The sequence below is a fragment of the Vreelandella lionensis genome, assembly GCF_002087295.1.
In the GTDB taxonomy this organism is placed as follows: domain Bacteria; phylum Pseudomonadota; class Gammaproteobacteria; order Pseudomonadales; family Halomonadaceae; genus Vreelandella; species Vreelandella lionensis.
On the sequence record NZ_MWVI01000050.1, the window covers coordinates 91383 to 109773 of the forward strand.

Consider the following 18391-nt stretch of genomic DNA (forward strand, 5'->3'; position numbering starts at 1 on the left):
TGCTTCTCACAAGGCAAGGTGTGTCGGTTTAAAAATTGAAATTCTTGCAATGGAGGACGAAGAAGAATTTGAACGTAAAATGGCACCCGGACAACAGCGCCGAGAACCCGTTGAAATCGTTAGGTTAAGAAACAACCTCTGCCACGGAAACGGTAAAGAATTCTTCACTCATATAGAGGATCAAGGCACCTTTTTTACACCAGAGGCGTTGAAAAAAGTCTGCGAACAGCTACTTAACATCAGCAAGCCATGGGCTGAAGAAAAGGGCAGGTTCAACGACCTACTTACAGAAAAGTATTCCAAAAAAAGCTAAATATTTTTATATTCACACCATTAATAGATGGCTTTGGCAACCCTCAACCAAGCAGCTAAAGCCTGACTGACCACGCTGTGTTAGGCGCTGCTCCCAAGATCAGGCGATGGGCCTTCTAGAGCAATGCAATCTCGGCCCCGCTCTTTGGCTTGATAAAGTAATTGATCGACGTCGCGTAGCCGATATTGCAGGTTACTCGCCTCATCTAGGCTGCAAATTCCCATGCTTGCCGTCACGTAGAGCGGTTCGGTTGTATCGGCTATCATTGCCTGGCTCGCCAATAACTGACGCAATCGGCTAGCCGCTTGATACGCTTCATCCACAGTTGTGTGAGGCATTAATAACATAAACTCTTCACCGCCCCAGCGGGCCAATACATCCGCTTGACGCACAATGGAACGGCAGCGCTCGGCAAAGCATTTGATGGCACTGTCTCCCACTGGGTGGCCATACATATCGTTAATTTGATTAAAATTATCGATGTCGAGCATCACGAGCGCTGCTGGAGATGCGCCACGCTTTATGGATGCCAGCGTACTGCGAAGCCTTCGTTCAAACGCTCTGCGATTCAGTAGCCCAGTGAGGACATCCGTCGCAGCTAAGTTGGCCATTTCGTGCCGAGCGCTTTCAAGCTCAGCGATTAGGCGTTTTTGCTCTCGGTGCGAGCGCATCAATTCCATATGCGCCATCACTTGGTTGGCCAACGCTTGTAGCGCAAAGCGTTGTTGCTGGTCGATATCTCGGGGATGGTAGTCAAGCACACATAGCGTGCCTAGTGGGTAACCATCAGGGCTTTTGAGCAATGCACCTGCATAGAAGCGTAAAAAGGGGTCCCCCGTTACCAGCGGGTTACTCGCAAAGCGCTCATCCTGTGTGGTATCAGGCACTACGAACAGCCCTGGTTGTAAAATGGCGTGGGAGCAAATAGAAATGTCCAGTGGTGTTTCACGCACAGAAAGCCCTTTAACAGACTTAAACCATTGCCGATCCTTGTCTATAAAATTAATAACGGCGACAGGCGCTTGGCAAATAATAGATGCTACTTCAACGATATCGTCAAACGCGGGCTCTTGGGGCGTATCCAGGATGTGGTAATCCATCAGTGCGGCTAGACGTGATGCTTCGTGATCTAGAGCGTTCTGCTTATCGTTCATTAGCATTTACCAATGTCTTGAATCGCCTTAGAAATACTCATCATCGTGTCATCCTGTATCTTATTCAATCGCGCCTAGCTGTTTATCCTACTACTTGCCTTATCCGAAAATTTTTATACAAAACAAACACACCGCCAATCCAAACCTGCTAAAAATTTGCCAGATATATCGCCAAATGGCTGCTTGAATCCCTTTCGACTTGTGCATTTTTAATTAAGTTCAATTTGCAAATCGCTCTCTTAAAGATAGCTATACTTTGGAATCTACCGTATTAATAACCATTTTAATTATTAGAAAATTCAGAAAATTATAAATTCACGCACTAGATAGCATGGGAAGCATACACCGTACTGCCATACGATTGGCGTAGTTTTAAAAGCCCCATACCAAAACGCCCCCAAGACGGGGGCGTTTGTCGTACTGCATTTGCTCACTATGTTTCATCACAGACGCTTACGCAAACACTTCAGTCCACTCACTGCGCTTGGCCAGTAGGCCTTTGGCAAGCTTCTGGGCGCCTTCCAGGCTGTGGCTGGCGACCCAGCCGCACTGCATTTCGTTGCAGGCGGGTACTTCGGTGGCGGTCAGTACCTCGTTGGGGGGCTTCTCGATGATCGATAGTACATCGTCGTAATCATCGTGGTTAATCAGCGCGATATAGAAGCCGGTCTGGCAGCCCATCGGGCTGATATCGACGACTTTATCGGTATGATTGCGCGACATTTCCGCCATCAAGTGCTCCAGGGAGTGCAGCGCGGGCATCTCCATGTGCTCTTTGTTGGGCTGGCAGATCCGCAGGTCATACTTGTGGATACGGTCGCCGTTCTGGCCCTCTTTAATATCGGCCAAACGTACGTAGGGCGCTTTTACCTTGGTGTGATCCAGGTTAAAGCTTTCAACGTTCATCTTCTTTTCGGTCATGGTGGCTCCGTCGTCGCTCTCTTTCGTTCGCCTATTCTACACGCTGAAGGCTGGTTACACCTTGGGAGCGTCGAAATTCCACGGCTCATCGGTATAAACGCATACGTTGGCGTCTTCGATATCGCCCTCGGGCGACTCAACGTGCTTGGCGAAGAAGTCTTGAATCTCTTTACGCTGGCAGTGGGCTTCAAAGTCTTCGCGACTGGCCCAAATTTCATGGAACACAATCGGGTAGCTAGTGGCTTGGGCAAACGGGTTATCGATCTGGCGAGTCACCGTGTAGTGCAAGCAGGCATCTTCGCGGTGCGTATTGGGTTCTAACGTCTGCAGCGCTTTAAATACGGTTTCCTCTTTACCGGCCTTGGGTTTGAAGCTAGCGATGCAGTAGATTTTTTTCGACATATTTTGTTCCATGTAAGGAGGGTTCTGCCCACAATTATGGGGCCGATAGCGGTAGATACCAACCTATCGCATCATTCGCTCGGCAAGCGCTTCAAGGTCTGGCACGGTCATATCCGGCTCAATGCCCCAAGGGTCGAAGGGGGCATCCGAATGACGGCGTACCCAGGCGCTACGCAAGCCCGCGTGGGCCGCACCAATCACATCAAAGGGGTTGCTGGAGATCAGCCAAGTGTGTTCTGGCCGCGTTTCTAGCTGCGTGCGTAGATAGGCGTAAACGGCAGGGTCAGGCTTGAAGCGTTTTACCTCATCGACACTGATCACGACATCCATATGACTCCTCACACCTGCGCGAGTCAGCAGTTGGCTAACAGCTTCTTCCGTGCCGTTGGAAAAGGCCACGCAGCGGATGCCCGCATCGCGCAGTTGATCCAGCGCAGGCACCACATCCGAGAATGCTGGCAGCTCGGCATAAACGGCCATTAAGTGGTCGTGGTCGTTATCGGAAAGGCCTGTTTGTAGCGCACGGTCAGTGAATACCAGCGCTTCGCGAGTGCACTCAGCAAAGGGCACGTAAGCTCCCATCAGGCCGTGGCGGAAGCTGTACTCCAGCTGTTTTTCCCGCCAGCGTTTGGCAAACTCGCTGCCTTGGTGGCATCGCTTAGGCGGCGTTCCAACTCAACGGTTACCCCCTGGGTATCAATAAGCGTGCCGTATACGTCAAAGGCCAGTACCGGTTGCATTGTGTGCGTCTCCTTAACGATCCATTGTCTATTCACTGTATTCAGCATAGACGCCGCTATCAAAAACAAAAACGCCGCTGCATCGGCAGCGGCGCTTAAACGGCTAACGCAGGCGGTTAAACGGTAAAAGCGGCTTCTTGCTGTCCCGTTTTCAGGTCGCCGGAGCGCACGAGCTCATCGGTCACGCGGTCGATGGCACGTTTGGCACGGCCAATCATCTCGTCCACTTCACCACGATTGATGGTCAGCGGCGGCGCAAAACCTAGAATGTCGCCTTGAGGCATGGCGCGGGCAATCAGGTTCTCTTCCAGCGCGGCAGCGGCGACACGCGGGCCCACTTTCAGCGCGGGGTCGAAGTGCAGGCGCTGTTTGGCATCCGGAGAGAATTCCAGCGCAGCCATCAGGCCAACACCGCGCACATCACCCAGCAGCGGGTGGCCTTCAAACGTCGCTTTCAGCTGCTGCTGGAAGTAACCGCCGGTTTCAGCTGCGTTGCCCACTAGGTTTTCGCGCTCGATGATATCCAGGTTGGCAAGGCCTGCGGCACAGCCCAGGGCGTGGCCTGAGTAGGTCCAGCCGTGGCCGATGGGGCCGAATTCACCGGTGCCCTGCTCTAGCACTTTCCACACTTTATCGCCGACAATCACGCCAGACAGCGGCTGGTAGGCGCTGGTCAGGCCTTTGGCGATAGTGATCAGGTCAGGCTTCATATTGTAGTGGTGGCTACCGAAGTCGGAGCCGGTACGGCCAAAGCCACACACCACTTCGTCGGCAATTAGCAGCACGTCATACTTATCCAGTACCGGCTGAATCGCTTCCCAGTAGCCTTCCGGCGGCGGCACGATACCGCCAGTGCCAAGTACCGGCTCGCCGATAAAGGCGGCAACGGTGTCCGGGCCCTCTTCCAGAATCATCGCTTCGAGCTTATCCGCGCAATAGGCAGAGAATTCCCGCTCGGTCATGCCGTGCTGCTCGGCGGCGCGCAGGTAGTAGTGCGGCGCTTCGGTATGACGAATGGTTTCGATGGGCAGATCGAAGTGATCATGGAACGCTTTCAGGCCGGTCAGCGAGCCAGACGCGATGCCAGAGCCGTGGTAACCGCGCATACGCTAGATGCCCTTTTTCTTCTGCGGGCGGCCCAGTACGTTGTTGTAGTAACGCACGATTTTGAGCTGGGTTTCGTTGGCGTCAGAGCCGGACATGCCGTAATAAACCTTGGACATGTTCATACCAGCAATTTTCAGCACGCGCTCGGACAGCTCGATTTGCGGCTCGTTGGAGTGGCCTACGTAGGTGTGGTAGTAGGAGAGCTCCAGCGCCTGCTTGTAGATAGCTTCAGCCACTTCAGTACGACCATAGCCGATGTTCACACAGTAAAGACCCGCAAAACCATCGATGAACTCACGGCCATCTTTATCAACGATATTAATACCTTTACCACCGGTAATAACACGGCCCGGCGCATCGCCATGGGCGAAATCACGCAGGTGCGTAGAGGCGTGGAAGGTGACTTTACGGTCGCGTTCGATCAGATCCTGGTGCAAGCTCATAACGTTCTCTCTGTACGATAAACCTCCCCACTGTTGGGAAGGGTGTTTTATCTTTGTGACTGACTAGCTGTTGGTCACCTAGCGGTGTCTTCGCCCGGCAAAGCCGACCTCCTACTGAACAAATCAAATTTTTGAACAGTTATTGTGGGAAGACGCTTCAGCGCGCGATTCTGTTCTTTACAATTAGCTACCCGATACGGAACCCAGTGCGCCCAGGCAGTAGTATTTCGTTTCCAGGTACTCATCGATACCTGTAGCGCCACCTTCACGGCCAAGGCCGGACTGTTTGACACCGCCGAAGGGCACGGGCGGGCCGGTCATCTTCACGGAGTTACCGCTCACCATGCCGTACTCCAGTGCGCGCATCAGCTTCCAAATACGACGAATATCGTGGGTGTAGATGTACGCGGCCAGGCCATATTCGGTGTCGTTGGCCATCTCGATCACTTCGTCGTCGCTACTATAAGCGGTAATGCCGCCCACGGGGGCAAAGTTCTCTTCCCGCCATACTTTCATTTGCGGTGTCACACCGGTCAGCAGCACTGGCATAAAGAAGTTGTCGCCCGGTGCTTGGCTTTGGTCGCCCGCAATCATGGTGGCGCCTTGGGAGATCGCGTCGTCCACAATCGCGGCTGCTTCTTCGACCGCTTGGCGGTGAATGAGCGGGCCAAGATCACCTTCGCCGTGCAGGCCATTGCCCACGGTGAGGGCCGCCATACGCTCGGTGAACTGGGCCACGAACTCATCGTGAATCGATTCGTGTACCAGAATCCGGTTAGCGGCAAGGCAGTCTTGCCCAGCGGTTTGGAACTTGGCCGCTACCGCCGCGAAGGCGGCTTCTTTCGGGTCCATATCTGGCCCGACGATAAACGGCGCGTTGCCACCCAGCTCCAGCGAAAGACGCTTCACGGTGTTAGCGCTCTGCTCGATGAGCCGAGGGCCAACGCGGGTAGAGCCGGTGAATGAGAGCGCACGAATACGCGGCTCGCTGCACAGAATCTTGGAAACTTCCGCAGGCTCGCCCAATACCACGTTGAAGATACCTTCGGGAATGCCTGCTCGCTCAGCAAGTTCTGCCAGCGCCAGCGCCGAGAACGGCGTTTCGTTTGGCGGGCTTCACAATCACTGGGCAGCCTGCGGCCAACGCGGCAGCAGCTTTGCGGGTGATCATCGCCAGCGGGAAGTTCCACGGCGTAATCATCGCGGCAATGCCCACCGGCTCTTTAATGGTGCCGAGCGATGCATTGGGAATGTGGCTAGGGATGGTCTCGCCGTAGGTGCGCTTGCCCTCTTCCGCGAACAAACGCACAAAGCTTGCGCCATACTCTACTTCACCACGGGCATCGGGCAGCGGTTTGCCCTGCTCCAGGGTCATAATCGTGGCGAGGTCTTCACGGTTGGCTTGAATCAGGTCGTACCAAGCCAGCAGGCGTTCGCAGCGCTCGTCGGCGCGCAGTGCCCGCCAGTGGACAAACGCCGCTTCGGCGGCATCCACAGCAGCGGTAATTTGCTCTGCTTCCAGCAGCGGAATATGGCCAATGGCTTCATTGGTCGCGGGGTCGTACACGGCCTCTTCGCGGCCGCCTTCACCGTGGGTCCACTTGCCGTTCACGTAGGCGTACTGCCGGAACAGGCGCGGGTCTTCCAGGCGTTTAGCAAGCGTGGTCGATAGTGTGGTCATGGGCACCTCCCCAGGTTGCAGCCAGTACGATGAGGCCAGCTAAAGGCGACACATCGTGCACATCAAAAGGGTTATCCATCGCGGCCCAAGGGCCGCGCTGAATCGATGTGCCTAGCGTAAGGGAGAATCGCCACGAAGTGTTTTTGAAAGCGCCGGTGTTTTCCGGCACTTTTTTTGTGGCAAGACGTTTTATGATGGTTTTTTTTGGCCGCAAGGCAAAGCGGCTAAAGCGCAGCGCTGGGGTCGATGCCAATCGGCTGATGCTTGACGGTCTTCGTCACGATATACGTAAAGTAGCGCTCAATGCCCGCCTCCGATACCAGCCATTTATCCATCAGCCGCTGGTAGCTATCAATGGTACGGGCTTCAAACTTCACCAGGTAGTCGACGCCGCCGCCCACCGCAACACACTCGGTCACCTCTGGGGTGTTCATCACCAAGGCTTCAAAGCGGGCAAAGCTTTCGGCGTTGTGCTGTTTGAGCTCGATCTGCACCCACACAGGGTTACGCGGCACCAATACCTCGGCATTGATGCGCGCGGTATAGCCTTCGATCACACCGGCTGTTTCCAGCCGCTTTACCCGCTCCCAGCAGGGGCTGACCGAGAGGTTAATCGCCTCGGCCAGCTTAGACTTGGTGATCCGTCCATCCCGGGAGAGGATATCGAGGATTTTGAGATCAAAACGGTCCAGTTTCATCATGCCGGGGGCTACGCCTCCAGGCGTTCGACAACATCGGCGATCACCGCCAGGGTGTCCCCCATATTGATCAGCGAGGGCGCACGGCGGGCCATGAGAATACCATCGCGCTCGGCCTTGTACGCCACTGGTGCGGTGCCGCTGCGGGTCATATCGTAGCATAAGCGATGGTTTGGCCCTTCTTCACTTCGTCGCCCAGTGCCACCAGCAGCTCTAATACGCCCGAATGCTGGCTCTGCACGTAGCAGCTAGCATCTGGCATATCGAGGTACATTTGCCCGCCTTCGGGCATTTCTACACTGCCCTCTACCAAACCATAATGAATCAAGAAGTTGCGCACGCCACGTTCGGCAATGGCAATGCTTTGCGGCGTAGAGGTGCCGCCGCCGCCCAGTTCGGTCGCCACAAACACCTTGCCTTGGCGCTCGCAGGCGGTGTCGAAGAGTTTTTCGGCATCCAGCTCAAACATCACCATGGCGTAAGGCGCACCAAACGCTTTAGCCCCTTCCAGGGCGGCCTGCTGTTGAGCTTTGTCATCCAGCACGTGGGAAGCGCCAAACGGCAGGATATCCAGCGTGCGGCCGCCAGAGTGCAGGTCGAGCACCACATCGCTCATGGGCACCAGCACGCGGGTGAAGTAGTCGGCAATTTGCGAGGTCACCGTGCCGTTAGGGTCGCCAGGAAAGCTGCGGTTCAGGTTGCCTTTATCCATGGGTGAGGTGCGTTTGCCCGCCATCACCGCTGGGGTATTCATGCAGGGCACGATGATCACGCGTCCGGTCACGTCTTCCGCTTTCAGCGTTGAGGAGAGCTTCAACAGCGAAGTGATGCCCTCGTACTCATCGCCATGGTTGCCGCCGGTGAGCAGTGCCGTGGGGCCTTCGCCATTTTTTACTACCGTGACGGGGATCATCACCGCGCCCCAAGCCGACTCATCGGTGGAAATCGGCAGTTTTAAAAAGCCGTGCTGCACGCCATCGGCGTCGAAATCAACGGTGGCGGAAATGGGGCTTGGCCGCAGTTGGTTCGGTTGAAGCGTCATTGTGTTTCCCTTGTGTTATCACGCGGCTATTTGACGAACAGCTGGCGGGGGAAATTCGCCAGGGTTTCACAGCCGTCTTCGGTTATTAGGATACTTTCGGTAATCTCCAGGCCCCAGTCATCAACCCATAGGCCGGGCATGAAGTGGAAGGTCATGCCGGGCTGCAGGATGGTTTCATCCGAGGGGCGCAAACTCATGGTGCGCTCGCCCCAGTCGGGTGGGTAAGAGATACCGATGGGGTAACCACAGCGGGCACCACCGCGGTCAAAGCCATATTTATCCATCGCGGCACCCAGCGCCATGGCGATATCTGCCGTGCGGTTGCCGGGTTTGGCAACGGCCAAGCCATTCTCAATGCCTTCAAGCAGCGCCGACTCCGCACGGATAAAATCAACCGGTGGCGTGCCGAGAAACACCGTGCGTGACATAGGCGCATGGTAACGCTTAAACACGCCCGCAATCTCGAAGAAGGTGCCTTCGCCGGTGCGAAATGGCGTATCGTCCCAGGTTAAGTGGGGTGCGGCTGCATCTTTACCGGTGGGCAACATGGGCACGATGGCGGGGTAATCACCGCCAAATACTTTGCCGTTTTCATCGACAAAGCCCTCAATACCCACGCGATAAATCTCCGATACCAGCTTGCTCTTGGGCAGACCAGGCTCAATCACCTCAAGAATGCGCGAGTGCATCCCCTCGACGATTCTGGCCGCTACCCGCATATAAGCAATTTCTTGAGGCGACTTGATCGCCCGGCACCAGTTCACCAGCGAGTTGGCATCCATAAAGCGCGCATGGGGCAACTCTTTCAGCAGGCTTTGATACGCTTTAGCGGAGAAGTAGTAGTTATCCATCTCCATGCCCACCACACCGGTATGCCAGCCACGGTCCGGCATAATCGACTGCGCCAGATATTCCATCGGGTGCATATCAGGGTTCTGGACGTAGTAATCCGGGTAGTAGGTAATATTATCGGGATGAATCCAGCAGGTGCGCAGTGCACCATTGGCATCCATCCGGCGGCCGAACCATACCGGCTCGCCTTCCAGCCCCACCAGCACGCACTGGTGGACATAAAATGACCAACCGTCGTAGCCGGTTAGCCACGCCATGTTGGAGGGGTCGCTGACGATCAATACGTCAATACCACGACCGGCCATTTCAGCACGCACCTTCCACAGGCGGTTTGCATACTCTTCACGAGTGAAAGGCAGGGAAACCTCAGTCATCGGGCAACTCGCCATCAAAGATCACTAAGAACCAGCGCATGCCCTAAGGCTCACTGCGCTGGGCCACAGGATCGACCTGGCCACCGCCGCTGTTGGCCCGCCAATGTCGTCTTAAGGCGATACTAGCACCCACCCTTGGTTGCCGGTCAAAACCTTTATTACAAAAATTTCATATGCTGTTAACGTTAGCTTTATCTATACGTTGACAGCGTTCTCCATAATGCCCTCAGGTTGCGGTATTAAGCTCCTCTCGCCCATGATAGTCATCATGCATTATTAACTGAGTACAAGGAGATAACATGAAAGTCGTAGTGCATATTGATGACGCGGCCCAGTGGCAGGCCGCTATTGCAGAGGCGCTTCCAGAGGCCACCGTGCTTACCAGTGATGCCCCCGCCAGCGAACGGGCCAACGCCGACTACCTAGCCGTGTGGAAAGCGCCCGCTCACCTCCTGCAAGAACAAACGCAGCTAAAAGGCATTATTAACCTAGGGGCTGGGGTCGATTATTTGCTGAAGACGCCTGGGCTCCCCAAGGATGTCCCTATCGTGAAGCTACGCGATGCAGGCATGAGCGAATTGATGGCCGACTATGTGCTTTACGGCGTGCTGCACTTCTACCGCAGCATGGACCGCTACGCCGCTCAGCAGCCAAATGCCCAGTGGCAGCCCCATGCGGTGCCGGATAAAGCGAACTGGCCGGTGGGTGTATTAGGGCTAGGCGCTATCGGCAGCTATGTGGCTAGTGCGCTTCAACAGGCTGGATTCCCGGTGCTTGGCTGGAGCCGAACCCCCAAACAGATCAGCGGCGTGCGCTGCCTGCATGGCGAGGACGGTTTAAACGAGCTACTGAACCAAGCGCAAAGCGTAGTGACCATTCTCCCCGATACAGCGGCTACCCAGCACATTCTTAACGCCGAACGGATGGCACAACTGCCGAAAGGTGCCAGCATCATTAACCCAGGCCGTGGTAGCTTGATTGATGAGCAAGCACTGCTGGACGCACTTGGCCATGACGGCCAGCCAGGGCACCTGCGCGGAGCACTGCTGGATGTTTTCCATGAAGAGCCGCTACCAGCAAACAACCCGCTCTGGCAGCACCCTAAGGTCATCGTCACTCCACATATGGCGGCCCCCACACCGCTTAACGATGCCATTGATCAAGTGATTTCGTACCTGCACGCCTTTGAGGCGGGTGAAACCCTGGCTACCGTTAACCCCGACATGGGCTACTGACGTTTAACGCCACGCTCGTTATACTCGCCCACGGAACCAAGCGCTCGCTAAAGGCTCTTAGGAAAACACATTTAATGGAGGAAGGGCCTTTGCGTCACCTTTTCGCAACTGCCGCTCAACGCGGGTTAGTGAGCGCTGTTTTTGGGACGACTGCCCTGCTGGCAGGGAACACAGCCCTCGCAAACAGTAGCTCAGCGCTACCCACTCCTCAGCCCTTTGAAGCCCAATATCGGCTTGAAATTCGTGGTTGGCCGGGGGCAACCATCACCCATACGCTCACCAACGAAGGCTTACACTGGTTAAGCGATATGAGCTTTTCCATTACGGTGGCTCGCGGCCAGGAGAGCAGTCGCTTCACGGTTGATGAAAGCGGTACCCATTCGCTGCTTTACAACAGCAGTTATTCGCTCTTTGGTATGGGCGATAGCTATCAGCTTAATGAGGGCGATATTCGCTCCATTGACCGCCAAGCTGCCCTTTTTGACCTCTCCCGCCGGGCAGGCACCGAGGGCTGCATCGAAAGCAGCCCCTGCGATATCAGCTTCGTGGACCATCGCGGGCGGGACGAAAACTTTCAGTACTACGTGAATGCCCCCACCACGGCCCGCGTGCCTGCCGGTGAGTTCGAGGCCAAACAGGTTACGCTGATCGATGCCGAAAAGCCTGACCGCCACCTGCTGATCAATTTTCACCCTGAGTGGCCGGGGCTGATCCTCTCTGCGGAGTATCAAAAAGAGGGGCAAAAGCAAACCACCATCACCATGACCCAATTCAACCCCGCCGGGGGTAACGCGCCCTAAATGCTCTCTGGCCTATTGATCGTTTTGCTGCCGCTGTTTTTGGGCTACTTGGTACGTGTCCGTTCGACCCGCTTGCTGAATCTGATTAACCGAGCCGTTAGCGGCTCGGTGTACCTGATTCTGCTGTTTATGGGCGTGAGCCTCGCCGGGCTTGAGAATTTGGGCAGCCAGCTCTCCCGCTTGGGTGGCAATGCGCTACTGTTGTTCAGCATCACCACGCTGTTTAACTTAGCTGCACTATGGTGGCTTTCTCGGCGAGTGCGCTTAAGCGCAGGAGGCTCGCCGGTGGTGAAAGATGCCCCCACCAGCAAACTCGCCGCCATGCAGGGCTCGCTGCTGCTGGTGGGCGTGGTGGCGGCGGGCGTTACCGTGGGTGTGTTGCTTGGGCCCAACATTGGCGAGGCGCTGTTCACCACCGCCGACTGGCTAGCCGAGTGGGTGCTGTACCTGCTGCTGGTGTTGATTGGCTGCCAGTTACGCAACTCCGGTATGCCGCTGAAGCAGATTTTGCTCAATCGCTTGGGGCTCGCCATTGCGGTCACACTGGCCGTTAGCTCGCTGCTAGCGGGCTTATTGGCCGCCCCGCTACTTGCGCTGAGCTGGAACGAAGGCCTTGCCATGGCCTCAGGCTTCGGCTGGTACTCGCTGTCCGCCATCCTGATTGGCGACCAGCTCGGCCCGCTGATGGGTGGTGTGGCGTTCTTCAACGACCTCACCCGCGAGCTGCTGGCGTTTATCCTGATCCCGCTGGTCATTCACCGCCACACCGCGCTGGCGATTGGCTACGGCGGAGCGACCTCCATGGATTTCACCCTACCCGTGATTCAGCAGCACGGGCGGCGTGGCCTGCGTGCCCATTGCCGTGGTGAGCGGCTTTATCCTCTCGCTGCTCTCCCCGCCGCTGATTCTGTTCTTTCTTTCGCTTTCAGGTTAGCACGCACGGGCGCTCCTTGGTTAGGATACGCAGCAAACGCATACCCTCTTTTATGACCAAGGACGCCCACCCGCCATGCTCAACGGAATCTGGTTAAGCTTCTTTATTGCCGCCTTTGCGGCATCGCTCTGGCAGTGGCTGGTGGGTGGCGATAGCGAAGTGTTTGCCCGCTTGGTGCAGTCGCTGTTCGATATGGCGGAAGTGAGCGTCGATATTATCCTGGTGCTACTGGGCACCATGACGCTGTGGCTCGGGTTTCTCTCGATTGCCGAAAAGGCGGGGTTGATACGACTGCTGGGGCGGGTGCTCGATCCGCTGTTCTGTCGCTTGATGCCAGAGGTGCCTCGTGGTCATCCGGCCATGGGGCTGATCAGCATGAACTTCGCAGCCAATATTCTGGGCCTGGATAACGCCGCCACGCCGATTGGCATCAAAGCGATGCATTCGCTGCAAAGCCTTAATTCCAGCAGTGAGACCGCCAGCAACGCGCAAATCCTGTTTTTGGTGCTTAATACTTCGTCGCTCACGCTACTGCCCGTCACCATTTTCATGTATCGCGCCCAGCAAGGTGCCGCCGGCCCCACGCTGGTATTTTTACCGATCTTGTTAGCGACAAGCGCCTCTAGCCTGGCTGGGCTGTTGGCGGTAGCGGTGATGCAGCGTTTAAAGCTCTGGCACCCTGTCGTGTTTGGCCTATTTAGTGGCGGCTGCGTTAGCGGTAGGGCTATTGATCACCACTTTAGCGGGGATGTCCGCTCAGGCGCTGGCGGCGGCCTCAACGCTGGTGGGCAATCTGACCCTGTTTAGCATTGTGATGATGTTTCTGGTGGTTGGCGCGCTTCGCGGAGTGAAGGTGTACGACGCCTTTATCGAAGGGGCTAAAGAGGGCCTGAGCTTTACCATCACCCTGCTGCCCTACCTGATTGCCATGCTGGTCGCGGTGGGTGTGCTGCGCGCCAGCGGGGTGTTGGATGCCGGGCTTGGCGGTATCCGCTGGCTTGTAGAAGGCATCGGCTGGGACACCCGCTTTGTGGATGCGCTGCCCAACGCCTTTGTGAAGCCCCTTTCCGGCAGTGGCTCCCGTGCCATGATGATCGAAACCATGAACACCTTTGGTGTCGATAGCTTCCCTGGGCTACTGGCGGCCCCCTTCCCAGGGAGCACCGAAACCACGTTTTATGTGCTGGCGGTTTACTTCGGTGCCGTAGGCATCACCCGCATTCGCCACGGCTTGGGCTGCGCGTTAGTAGCCGACGCGGCGGGCATTACTACCGCAATTGTTGTGTGTTACTGGTTCTTTGGTTAAGAAGTGACTCCTACGCTTTCGTTCACTGGTGACAGCGTCTACCTTTCAAGGCCACGCCAAACCATTCATGGACGAAAGGTGAATCATGCCAGGCGCTAGCACGATGTTGATTGCGCTCGCGGCGTTCTTCTGGGGGATTTCCGGAGGCATCGCGGGTATTTTATTAGACAGCGGTTGGGATGCCGCGGTCGTCTCTTTTTACCGTGGTTTTGTGGGGTTGCTCTTTGCGCTGGGTTGGCTTTTATTGCAGCGCGGCGGGCGCGGTTTGGCCAGTCGGCCACTGTGGTTCTGGTCAGTGGTGGCAGGCCTGGGGGTGGCGGGCAACTTTACCTTCTACTTTCTCAGTATCGACCACGGCAGCGTGGCGGTGGCGGCTACCTTGATGTACTTCGCCCGGTGTTTGTCTATCTCGCCTCGTTTGCGCTCAAGCTCGAGCGCCCGACGGCCGTTAAGTGGCTTGCGATCGCGCTGGTCATGGTCGGCGTGGTGCTACTGACCAAGCTGTACGCCATTGGCGCAGGTGACCTGTCGCTGATGGGCGTCGCCACGGGTCTACTGGCGGGGCTTTCCTACGCGCTGTTCATTTTTGGTTTCAAATACGCCGCGCCCCATGGCAGCCCCTCCGCCGTGCTTTCGATTGCCTTCACGGTGCTGGCCGTCGTTCTGATTGTGCCAGCCGATCTGTCTCAAACCATTAGCGTGGTCAGCGCACCAGAGCTTCCGCTGTTTGTGGCGTTGGGTATTTTGGGCGCGGGCCTGTCGTTTCTGCTCTACGTGGTAGGCATCAAACACGCCGCTCCGGCGTTAGCGTCCATGGTGGCCATGGTCGAGCCGGTCACCGCCACGCTGTTTGGGGTGGCGGTGCTGGGTGAAAATTTGGAGATGATTCAGATGGTCGGCATGGGGATTATCTTACTGACCGTGACCGCACTGAGCGTAACGTCCCGCTAACGGGCCGTCGCCTCGCCGCGCATGGGCGCACTCAACGCTTTGCGCAGCGCTGGCCCAGAAAGCCCTTGGCCAAGCAGCACGGTAAGCTTCGCGACGGCAGCTTCCAGCGTGATATCACCCCCGGCGATCACGCCCGCTGGATTGAGAGCCGCCCCCGTGGCGTAGGCGCCTTGCACGACTTCGCCTTGGGCGCACTGGGTGATGTTGAGCAGCGCCACACCCCGCTCGTTAGCGGCTTGCATGGCGTTTAGCAGTTCACCTTCAAAGTTTGGCGGATTGCCCACGCCGTAGCTTGAGATCACCAATCCTTTGAGAGTGGCATCTTCCAGCAGCGCTTTAGCACGCCTTAACGACATACCAGGATGCAGCGTCAGTCCCGCCACCGCTTCGTCGTCTAGCTGAAGGGGTGAAAAACTGGGCTCCCCGCTGAGCAGCGCCGACGGTTGGGGGAAGATCATGCCAATGCCTATCTCGGCCAGCCAAGGGAAGTTGGGAGAATCGAAGGCATCCAGACCTTGCGTGCGCACCTTGCGGGCGCGGTTGCCGCGCAGCAGCCGGTCATGAAAGAGCAGGCTCACTTCGCAGGGCGTGGCCGGATGAGCGGCCAGCTGTAGCGCGCTGACCACGTTGTTCAGCGCGTCGCTTCTTGGCTCACCCAGCGGAATTTGAGAGCCGGTGAAGATCACTGGCTTGTTTAACGCACCGAGCATAAACGACAGCGCCGCAGCGCTATAGGCCATGGTATCGGTGCCGTGCAGAATGATGAACGCATCGTAGTGCTGCCAGTGACGTTCCAGCACGGCCACGAGGCGATTCCACGCCTCGGGCATCAGCTCGGCGCTATCGATCAGTGGCTGCATTTCCACCACATCGAAAGCAGGCAGCCGATAAGGGTCGCCCAAGGCCAGATGCGCCGCTAAGCGCTCGGCCAGCCCCGCGCTGGGCACGTACCCATGGGGCGATGGCTGCATACCAATGGTGCCGCCAGTGTAGAGCATGAGGACGCGGGGCATGAGCGCTCCTTACCTGATTACAGTCGAGTGAACAGAAACGAACTTACTTCGCCGGCGCGCTTTCCAAGCGCTGCTTCAGCGCTTCGGCTTCTTCGGGCTCCAGTTCCCACGCTTTAGGGTCCAGGTCGAGATCTGGGTGTTGATTGGCGTCGAAAATCGGCTGCTTGATGCCCTGACGGCGCTGGCTATCGAAATCGTTCATGATCCGCAGGCCGCACTTGAACAGCAGGATCAGCGCTACGAGGTTCACCACCGCCAAGAGGCGCATGGTTACGTCGGCAAAGCCGAACACGGTGCCTAGATCCGTGGTCGCGCCCCAGCACACCAACAGCACAATCGCCACGCGGAAGGCGTTGAACAGGTTCTGGTTATCGCGGCTGAAGAAGTTCAGGCTATTCTCGCCCAGGTAGTAGTTGTACAGAATGGTGCTGAAGGCGAACAGCAGCAGCGCCAGGCTCACAAAGGGACGGCCCCACTCGCCCACGTGGTCTGCCAGGGCAGCCTGGGTCAGCGCAATGCCTTCTACGCCCGCTCCGGCGGCCGGGTCGTATACGCCGCTAAGCAGAATCAAAAACGCCGTGGCCGAGCAGATAATCACCGTATCGATAAACACCGAGAATGCCTGCACGATGCCCTGGTTAGCCGGGTGCGGCACGTAGGCAACGGCGGCCACGTTGGGCGCACTGCCCAGGCCCGCTTCGTTGGAGAACAGGCCGCGCTTCAAGCCCATCATGATGGCAGCGCCAATACCGCCACCCACTAGCGGCTCCAGGCCAAACGCGCTCTTCACGATCAGCGCGATCACGCCAGGAATCTCAGTGATGTTCAACTCAATAACCAGCAGCGCCACGGCGATATAGCCCACGGCCATAAACGGCACCAGATACTCGGAAATACGGGCAATACGCTTGATACCGCCAAAGATAATCAGCCCCACCAGCATAGCCAGCGCGATACCGCTGTACAGCACCGGCGCGCCAAAGGCGTCGCCAAACGACGTGGCAACGGCATAGGACTGCAGGGCCGTAAAGGCAAAGCCGAAGGTAATCAGCAGCAGTACCGAGTAGAACGCCGCCAGCCAGCGCCACTGCTTGCCCAAGCCTTTGACGATGTAGTACGCCGGGCCGCCACGGTAGGTGCCGTCGCCCTCGGCCTCTTTATAGGTTTGCGCCAGCGTACACTCCAAAAAGCTGGTGGCCATGCCCATCAAGCCTACCAGCCACATCCAGAAAATCGCCCCTGGGCCGCCCAGCGTAATTGCCACGGTCACCCCGGCGATATTACCGCCGCCTACACGGCCAGCCACCGACAGCACCAGCGCCTGGAAGGAGCTTAAGTGGCCGTGCTGATTACGCTTGAAAGCTTGTCCTGAGCCCAGGATGCGAAACATTTCACCGAAATAGCGAAACTGCACAAAGCGGGAGGCAACGGTAAAACCGATCCCCACTCCCACCAGTAAAACGAGTAGAACCTTCCCCCAGAGGAGGTCATTGAGCATATCGAGCATGGGATACTCTCCGCGTTATTATTGAGCGTTATGGAAGTTGCGTCGTTAACGACCGCGTCTTTTTGCTATTGAGATGCGCGAAGAGTGTTGTACCAAGCCAAGCCTGCAATGAAATTTGGCGCAGCGGTGCAGTTGGTTGCACTCACTGCGCCAATCACTGCACCAGAGTGCACCACATAAAAAACGGTGCGGGCCTTTTAAGGCAACGCACCGTTAAGGGACTTACAAAATTCACTAACTGTTCTTTTAAGACTAAACAAAACTTCTCATCAGTATTGGCGCCTAAGAGAAAGTTCTGGCTTCGGGCAAGTCGTTCTTAGCCCATCAATATGCTCGTGCAATCCTGCGGGAATCGTCTGCCACATTGGATCGAGGATAAAATCGATACCTTCGCGTCTCGCAATTTTTGCAGCAGGTACAAAATCAGCGTCACCAGCCATAAGCACAATTTGATCAACTTGCCCTTTTAACGTCAAAGAAGTGACATCAACTCCTATACGCATATCGACCCCCTTTTGCCGGACATCAACGCGCACATCATTCTCAGTCAAATCATCAAGCGATATTTTATGCTTTAGCAATGCTTTGATTTTTTCAGGTTTAAGCGTCCACTGAGCATCATCCGAAAGATGGCCCAGACGGACTGCCAATTTGCGTTTCCCCAACAAGGCTTGGTGCAGCTCTTTACGAAAAAGCGCCTCTGGCGTTTTGGAAAAGTCGATGGCTTTCCCTGAAATAGGGTTAGGAATCTTTTTCGATAGGGGCGGGCAGTCGGAGAAAAAAATTCTGTACAAATCACGCCGTTGATTCGTTTGACTCTTTCCCTGGCGGCTCTTCTCATGCAAGTGACTTACCGCCCACCGAAACAAACAATCAGCTGCTCTTTTTCAATCATACGCAATGGAGGGCTCTTTGCGC

Annotated in this window: 15 protein-coding genes and 5 pseudogenes; 8 read left to right on the plus strand and 12 right to left on the minus strand. The window is 56.3% G+C overall.

All coding sequences use genetic code 11. From position 1 onward, the window contains the following. The first annotated feature begins 49 nt into the window (after nt 1–49). The gene (locus B4967_RS06120) at nt 50–313 is read left to right on the plus strand and encodes a hypothetical protein (protein WP_083024216.1); all 264 of its coding nucleotides are present in this window, start codon (nt 50–52) and stop codon (nt 311–313) included. Between the two features lie 80 nt (nt 314–393). Here the strand turns inward: B4967_RS06120 and B4967_RS06125 are convergent, their stop codons facing one another. From B4967_RS06125 to doeA, 9 genes and pseudogenes are all read right to left on the minus strand, one after another. Further along, entirely contained in the window at nt 394–1467 is a 1074-nt protein-coding gene (locus B4967_RS06125; RefSeq protein ID WP_139794422.1) for a sensor domain-containing diguanylate cyclase, read from the minus strand. 453 nt (nt 1468–1920) lie between these two features. Beyond that, the gene (locus B4967_RS06130; protein ID WP_083024219.1) at nt 1921–2388 is read right to left on the minus strand and encodes an S-ribosylhomocysteine lyase; all 468 of its coding nucleotides are present in this window, start codon (nt 2386–2388) and stop codon (nt 1921–1923) included. A gap of 54 nt (nt 2389–2442) precedes the next feature. Further along, nucleotides 2443–2790 (minus strand): putative quinol monooxygenase, encoded by a 348-nt coding sequence (locus B4967_RS06135; protein WP_083024222.1) that lies wholly within the window; start codon nt 2788–2790, stop codon nt 2443–2445. A gap of 63 nt (nt 2791–2853) precedes the next feature. After that, a pseudogene (locus B4967_RS06140) lies at nt 2854–3530 on the minus strand (haloacid dehalogenase type II). A gap of 116 nt (nt 3531–3646) precedes the next feature. Beyond that, nucleotides 3647–5080 (minus strand): annotated as a pseudogene (locus B4967_RS06145) (aminotransferase). Between the two features lie 183 nt (nt 5081–5263). Further along, nucleotides 5264–6761 (minus strand): annotated as a pseudogene (locus tag B4967_RS06150) (NAD-dependent succinate-semialdehyde dehydrogenase). A 224-nt stretch (nt 6762–6985) separates the two neighbouring features. Next, nucleotides 6986–7462: an Lrp/AsnC family transcriptional regulator gene (locus tag B4967_RS06160; RefSeq protein ID WP_083024225.1), complete on the minus strand. Its 477-nt coding sequence runs from the start codon at nt 7460–7462 to the stop codon at nt 6986–6988. Nucleotides 7463–7470: 8 nt separating this feature from the next. Then, nucleotides 7471–8501, minus strand: a pseudogene (doeB, locus tag B4967_RS06165) (N(2)-acetyl-L-2,4-diaminobutanoate deacetylase DoeB). A gap of 26 nt (nt 8502–8527) precedes the next feature. Then, a complete protein-coding gene (gene doeA / locus B4967_RS06170; RefSeq protein WP_083024227.1) occupies nt 8528–9727 on the minus strand; it encodes an ectoine hydrolase DoeA in 1200 nt (399 codons plus the stop codon). A gap of 299 nt (nt 9728–10026) precedes the next feature. Between doeA and B4967_RS06175 the strand changes: the two genes are divergently transcribed. The 7 genes and pseudogenes from B4967_RS06175 (at nt 10027) to B4967_RS20720 (ending at nt 14953) form a co-directional block, all read left to right on the plus strand. After that, nucleotides 10027–10962 (plus strand): 2-hydroxyacid dehydrogenase, encoded by a 936-nt coding sequence (locus B4967_RS06175; protein WP_083024229.1) that lies wholly within the window; start codon nt 10027–10029, stop codon nt 10960–10962. Between the two features lie 89 nt (nt 10963–11051). Continuing rightward, complete coding sequence (locus B4967_RS06180) at nt 11052–11762, plus strand: hypothetical protein (protein WP_243470366.1); 711 nt, start codon at nt 11052–11054, stop codon at nt 11760–11762. Continuing rightward, nucleotides 11763–12696, plus strand: a pseudogene (locus B4967_RS06185) (LysO family transporter). Nucleotides 12697–12771: 75 nt separating this feature from the next. Next, nucleotides 12772–13503, plus strand: coding sequence for a nucleoside recognition domain-containing protein (locus B4967_RS18925; protein ID WP_243470367.1), 732 nt, complete (start codon nt 12772–12774; stop codon nt 13501–13503). Beyond that, on the plus strand, nt 13424–14002 hold the full coding sequence (locus B4967_RS18930; protein ID WP_243470368.1) for a spore maturation protein: 579 nt from the start codon (nt 13424–13426) through the stop codon (nt 14000–14002). The genes B4967_RS18925 and B4967_RS18930 overlap by 80 nt, the downstream gene beginning before the upstream one ends. A 103-nt stretch (nt 14003–14105) precedes the next feature. Next, nucleotides 14106–14498: an EamA family transporter gene (locus tag B4967_RS20715; RefSeq protein ID WP_340638699.1), complete on the plus strand. Its 393-nt coding sequence runs from the start codon at nt 14106–14108 to the stop codon at nt 14496–14498. Next, complete coding sequence (locus B4967_RS20720; RefSeq protein ID WP_340638700.1) at nt 14477–14953, plus strand: EamA family transporter; 477 nt, start codon at nt 14477–14479, stop codon at nt 14951–14953. The genes B4967_RS20715 and B4967_RS20720 overlap by 22 nt, the downstream gene beginning before the upstream one ends. Here the strand turns inward: B4967_RS20720 and B4967_RS06200 are convergent. From B4967_RS06200 to B4967_RS06210, 3 genes are all read right to left on the minus strand, one after another. Beyond that, nucleotides 14950–15966: an asparaginase gene (locus tag B4967_RS06200; protein WP_083024233.1), complete on the minus strand. Its 1017-nt coding sequence runs from the start codon at nt 15964–15966 to the stop codon at nt 14950–14952. The genes B4967_RS20720 and B4967_RS06200 overlap by 4 nt on opposite strands. A gap of 43 nt (nt 15967–16009) precedes the next feature. Continuing rightward, a complete protein-coding gene (locus tag B4967_RS06205) occupies nt 16010–17473 on the minus strand; it encodes an alanine/glycine:cation symporter family protein (RefSeq protein ID WP_083024234.1) in 1464 nt (487 codons plus the stop codon). A gap of 269 nt (nt 17474–17742) precedes the next feature. Then, a complete protein-coding gene (locus tag B4967_RS06210) occupies nt 17743–18318 on the minus strand; it encodes an NYN domain-containing protein (protein WP_207953592.1) in 576 nt (191 codons plus the stop codon). Between the last annotated feature and the right edge of the window lie 73 nt (nt 18319–18391).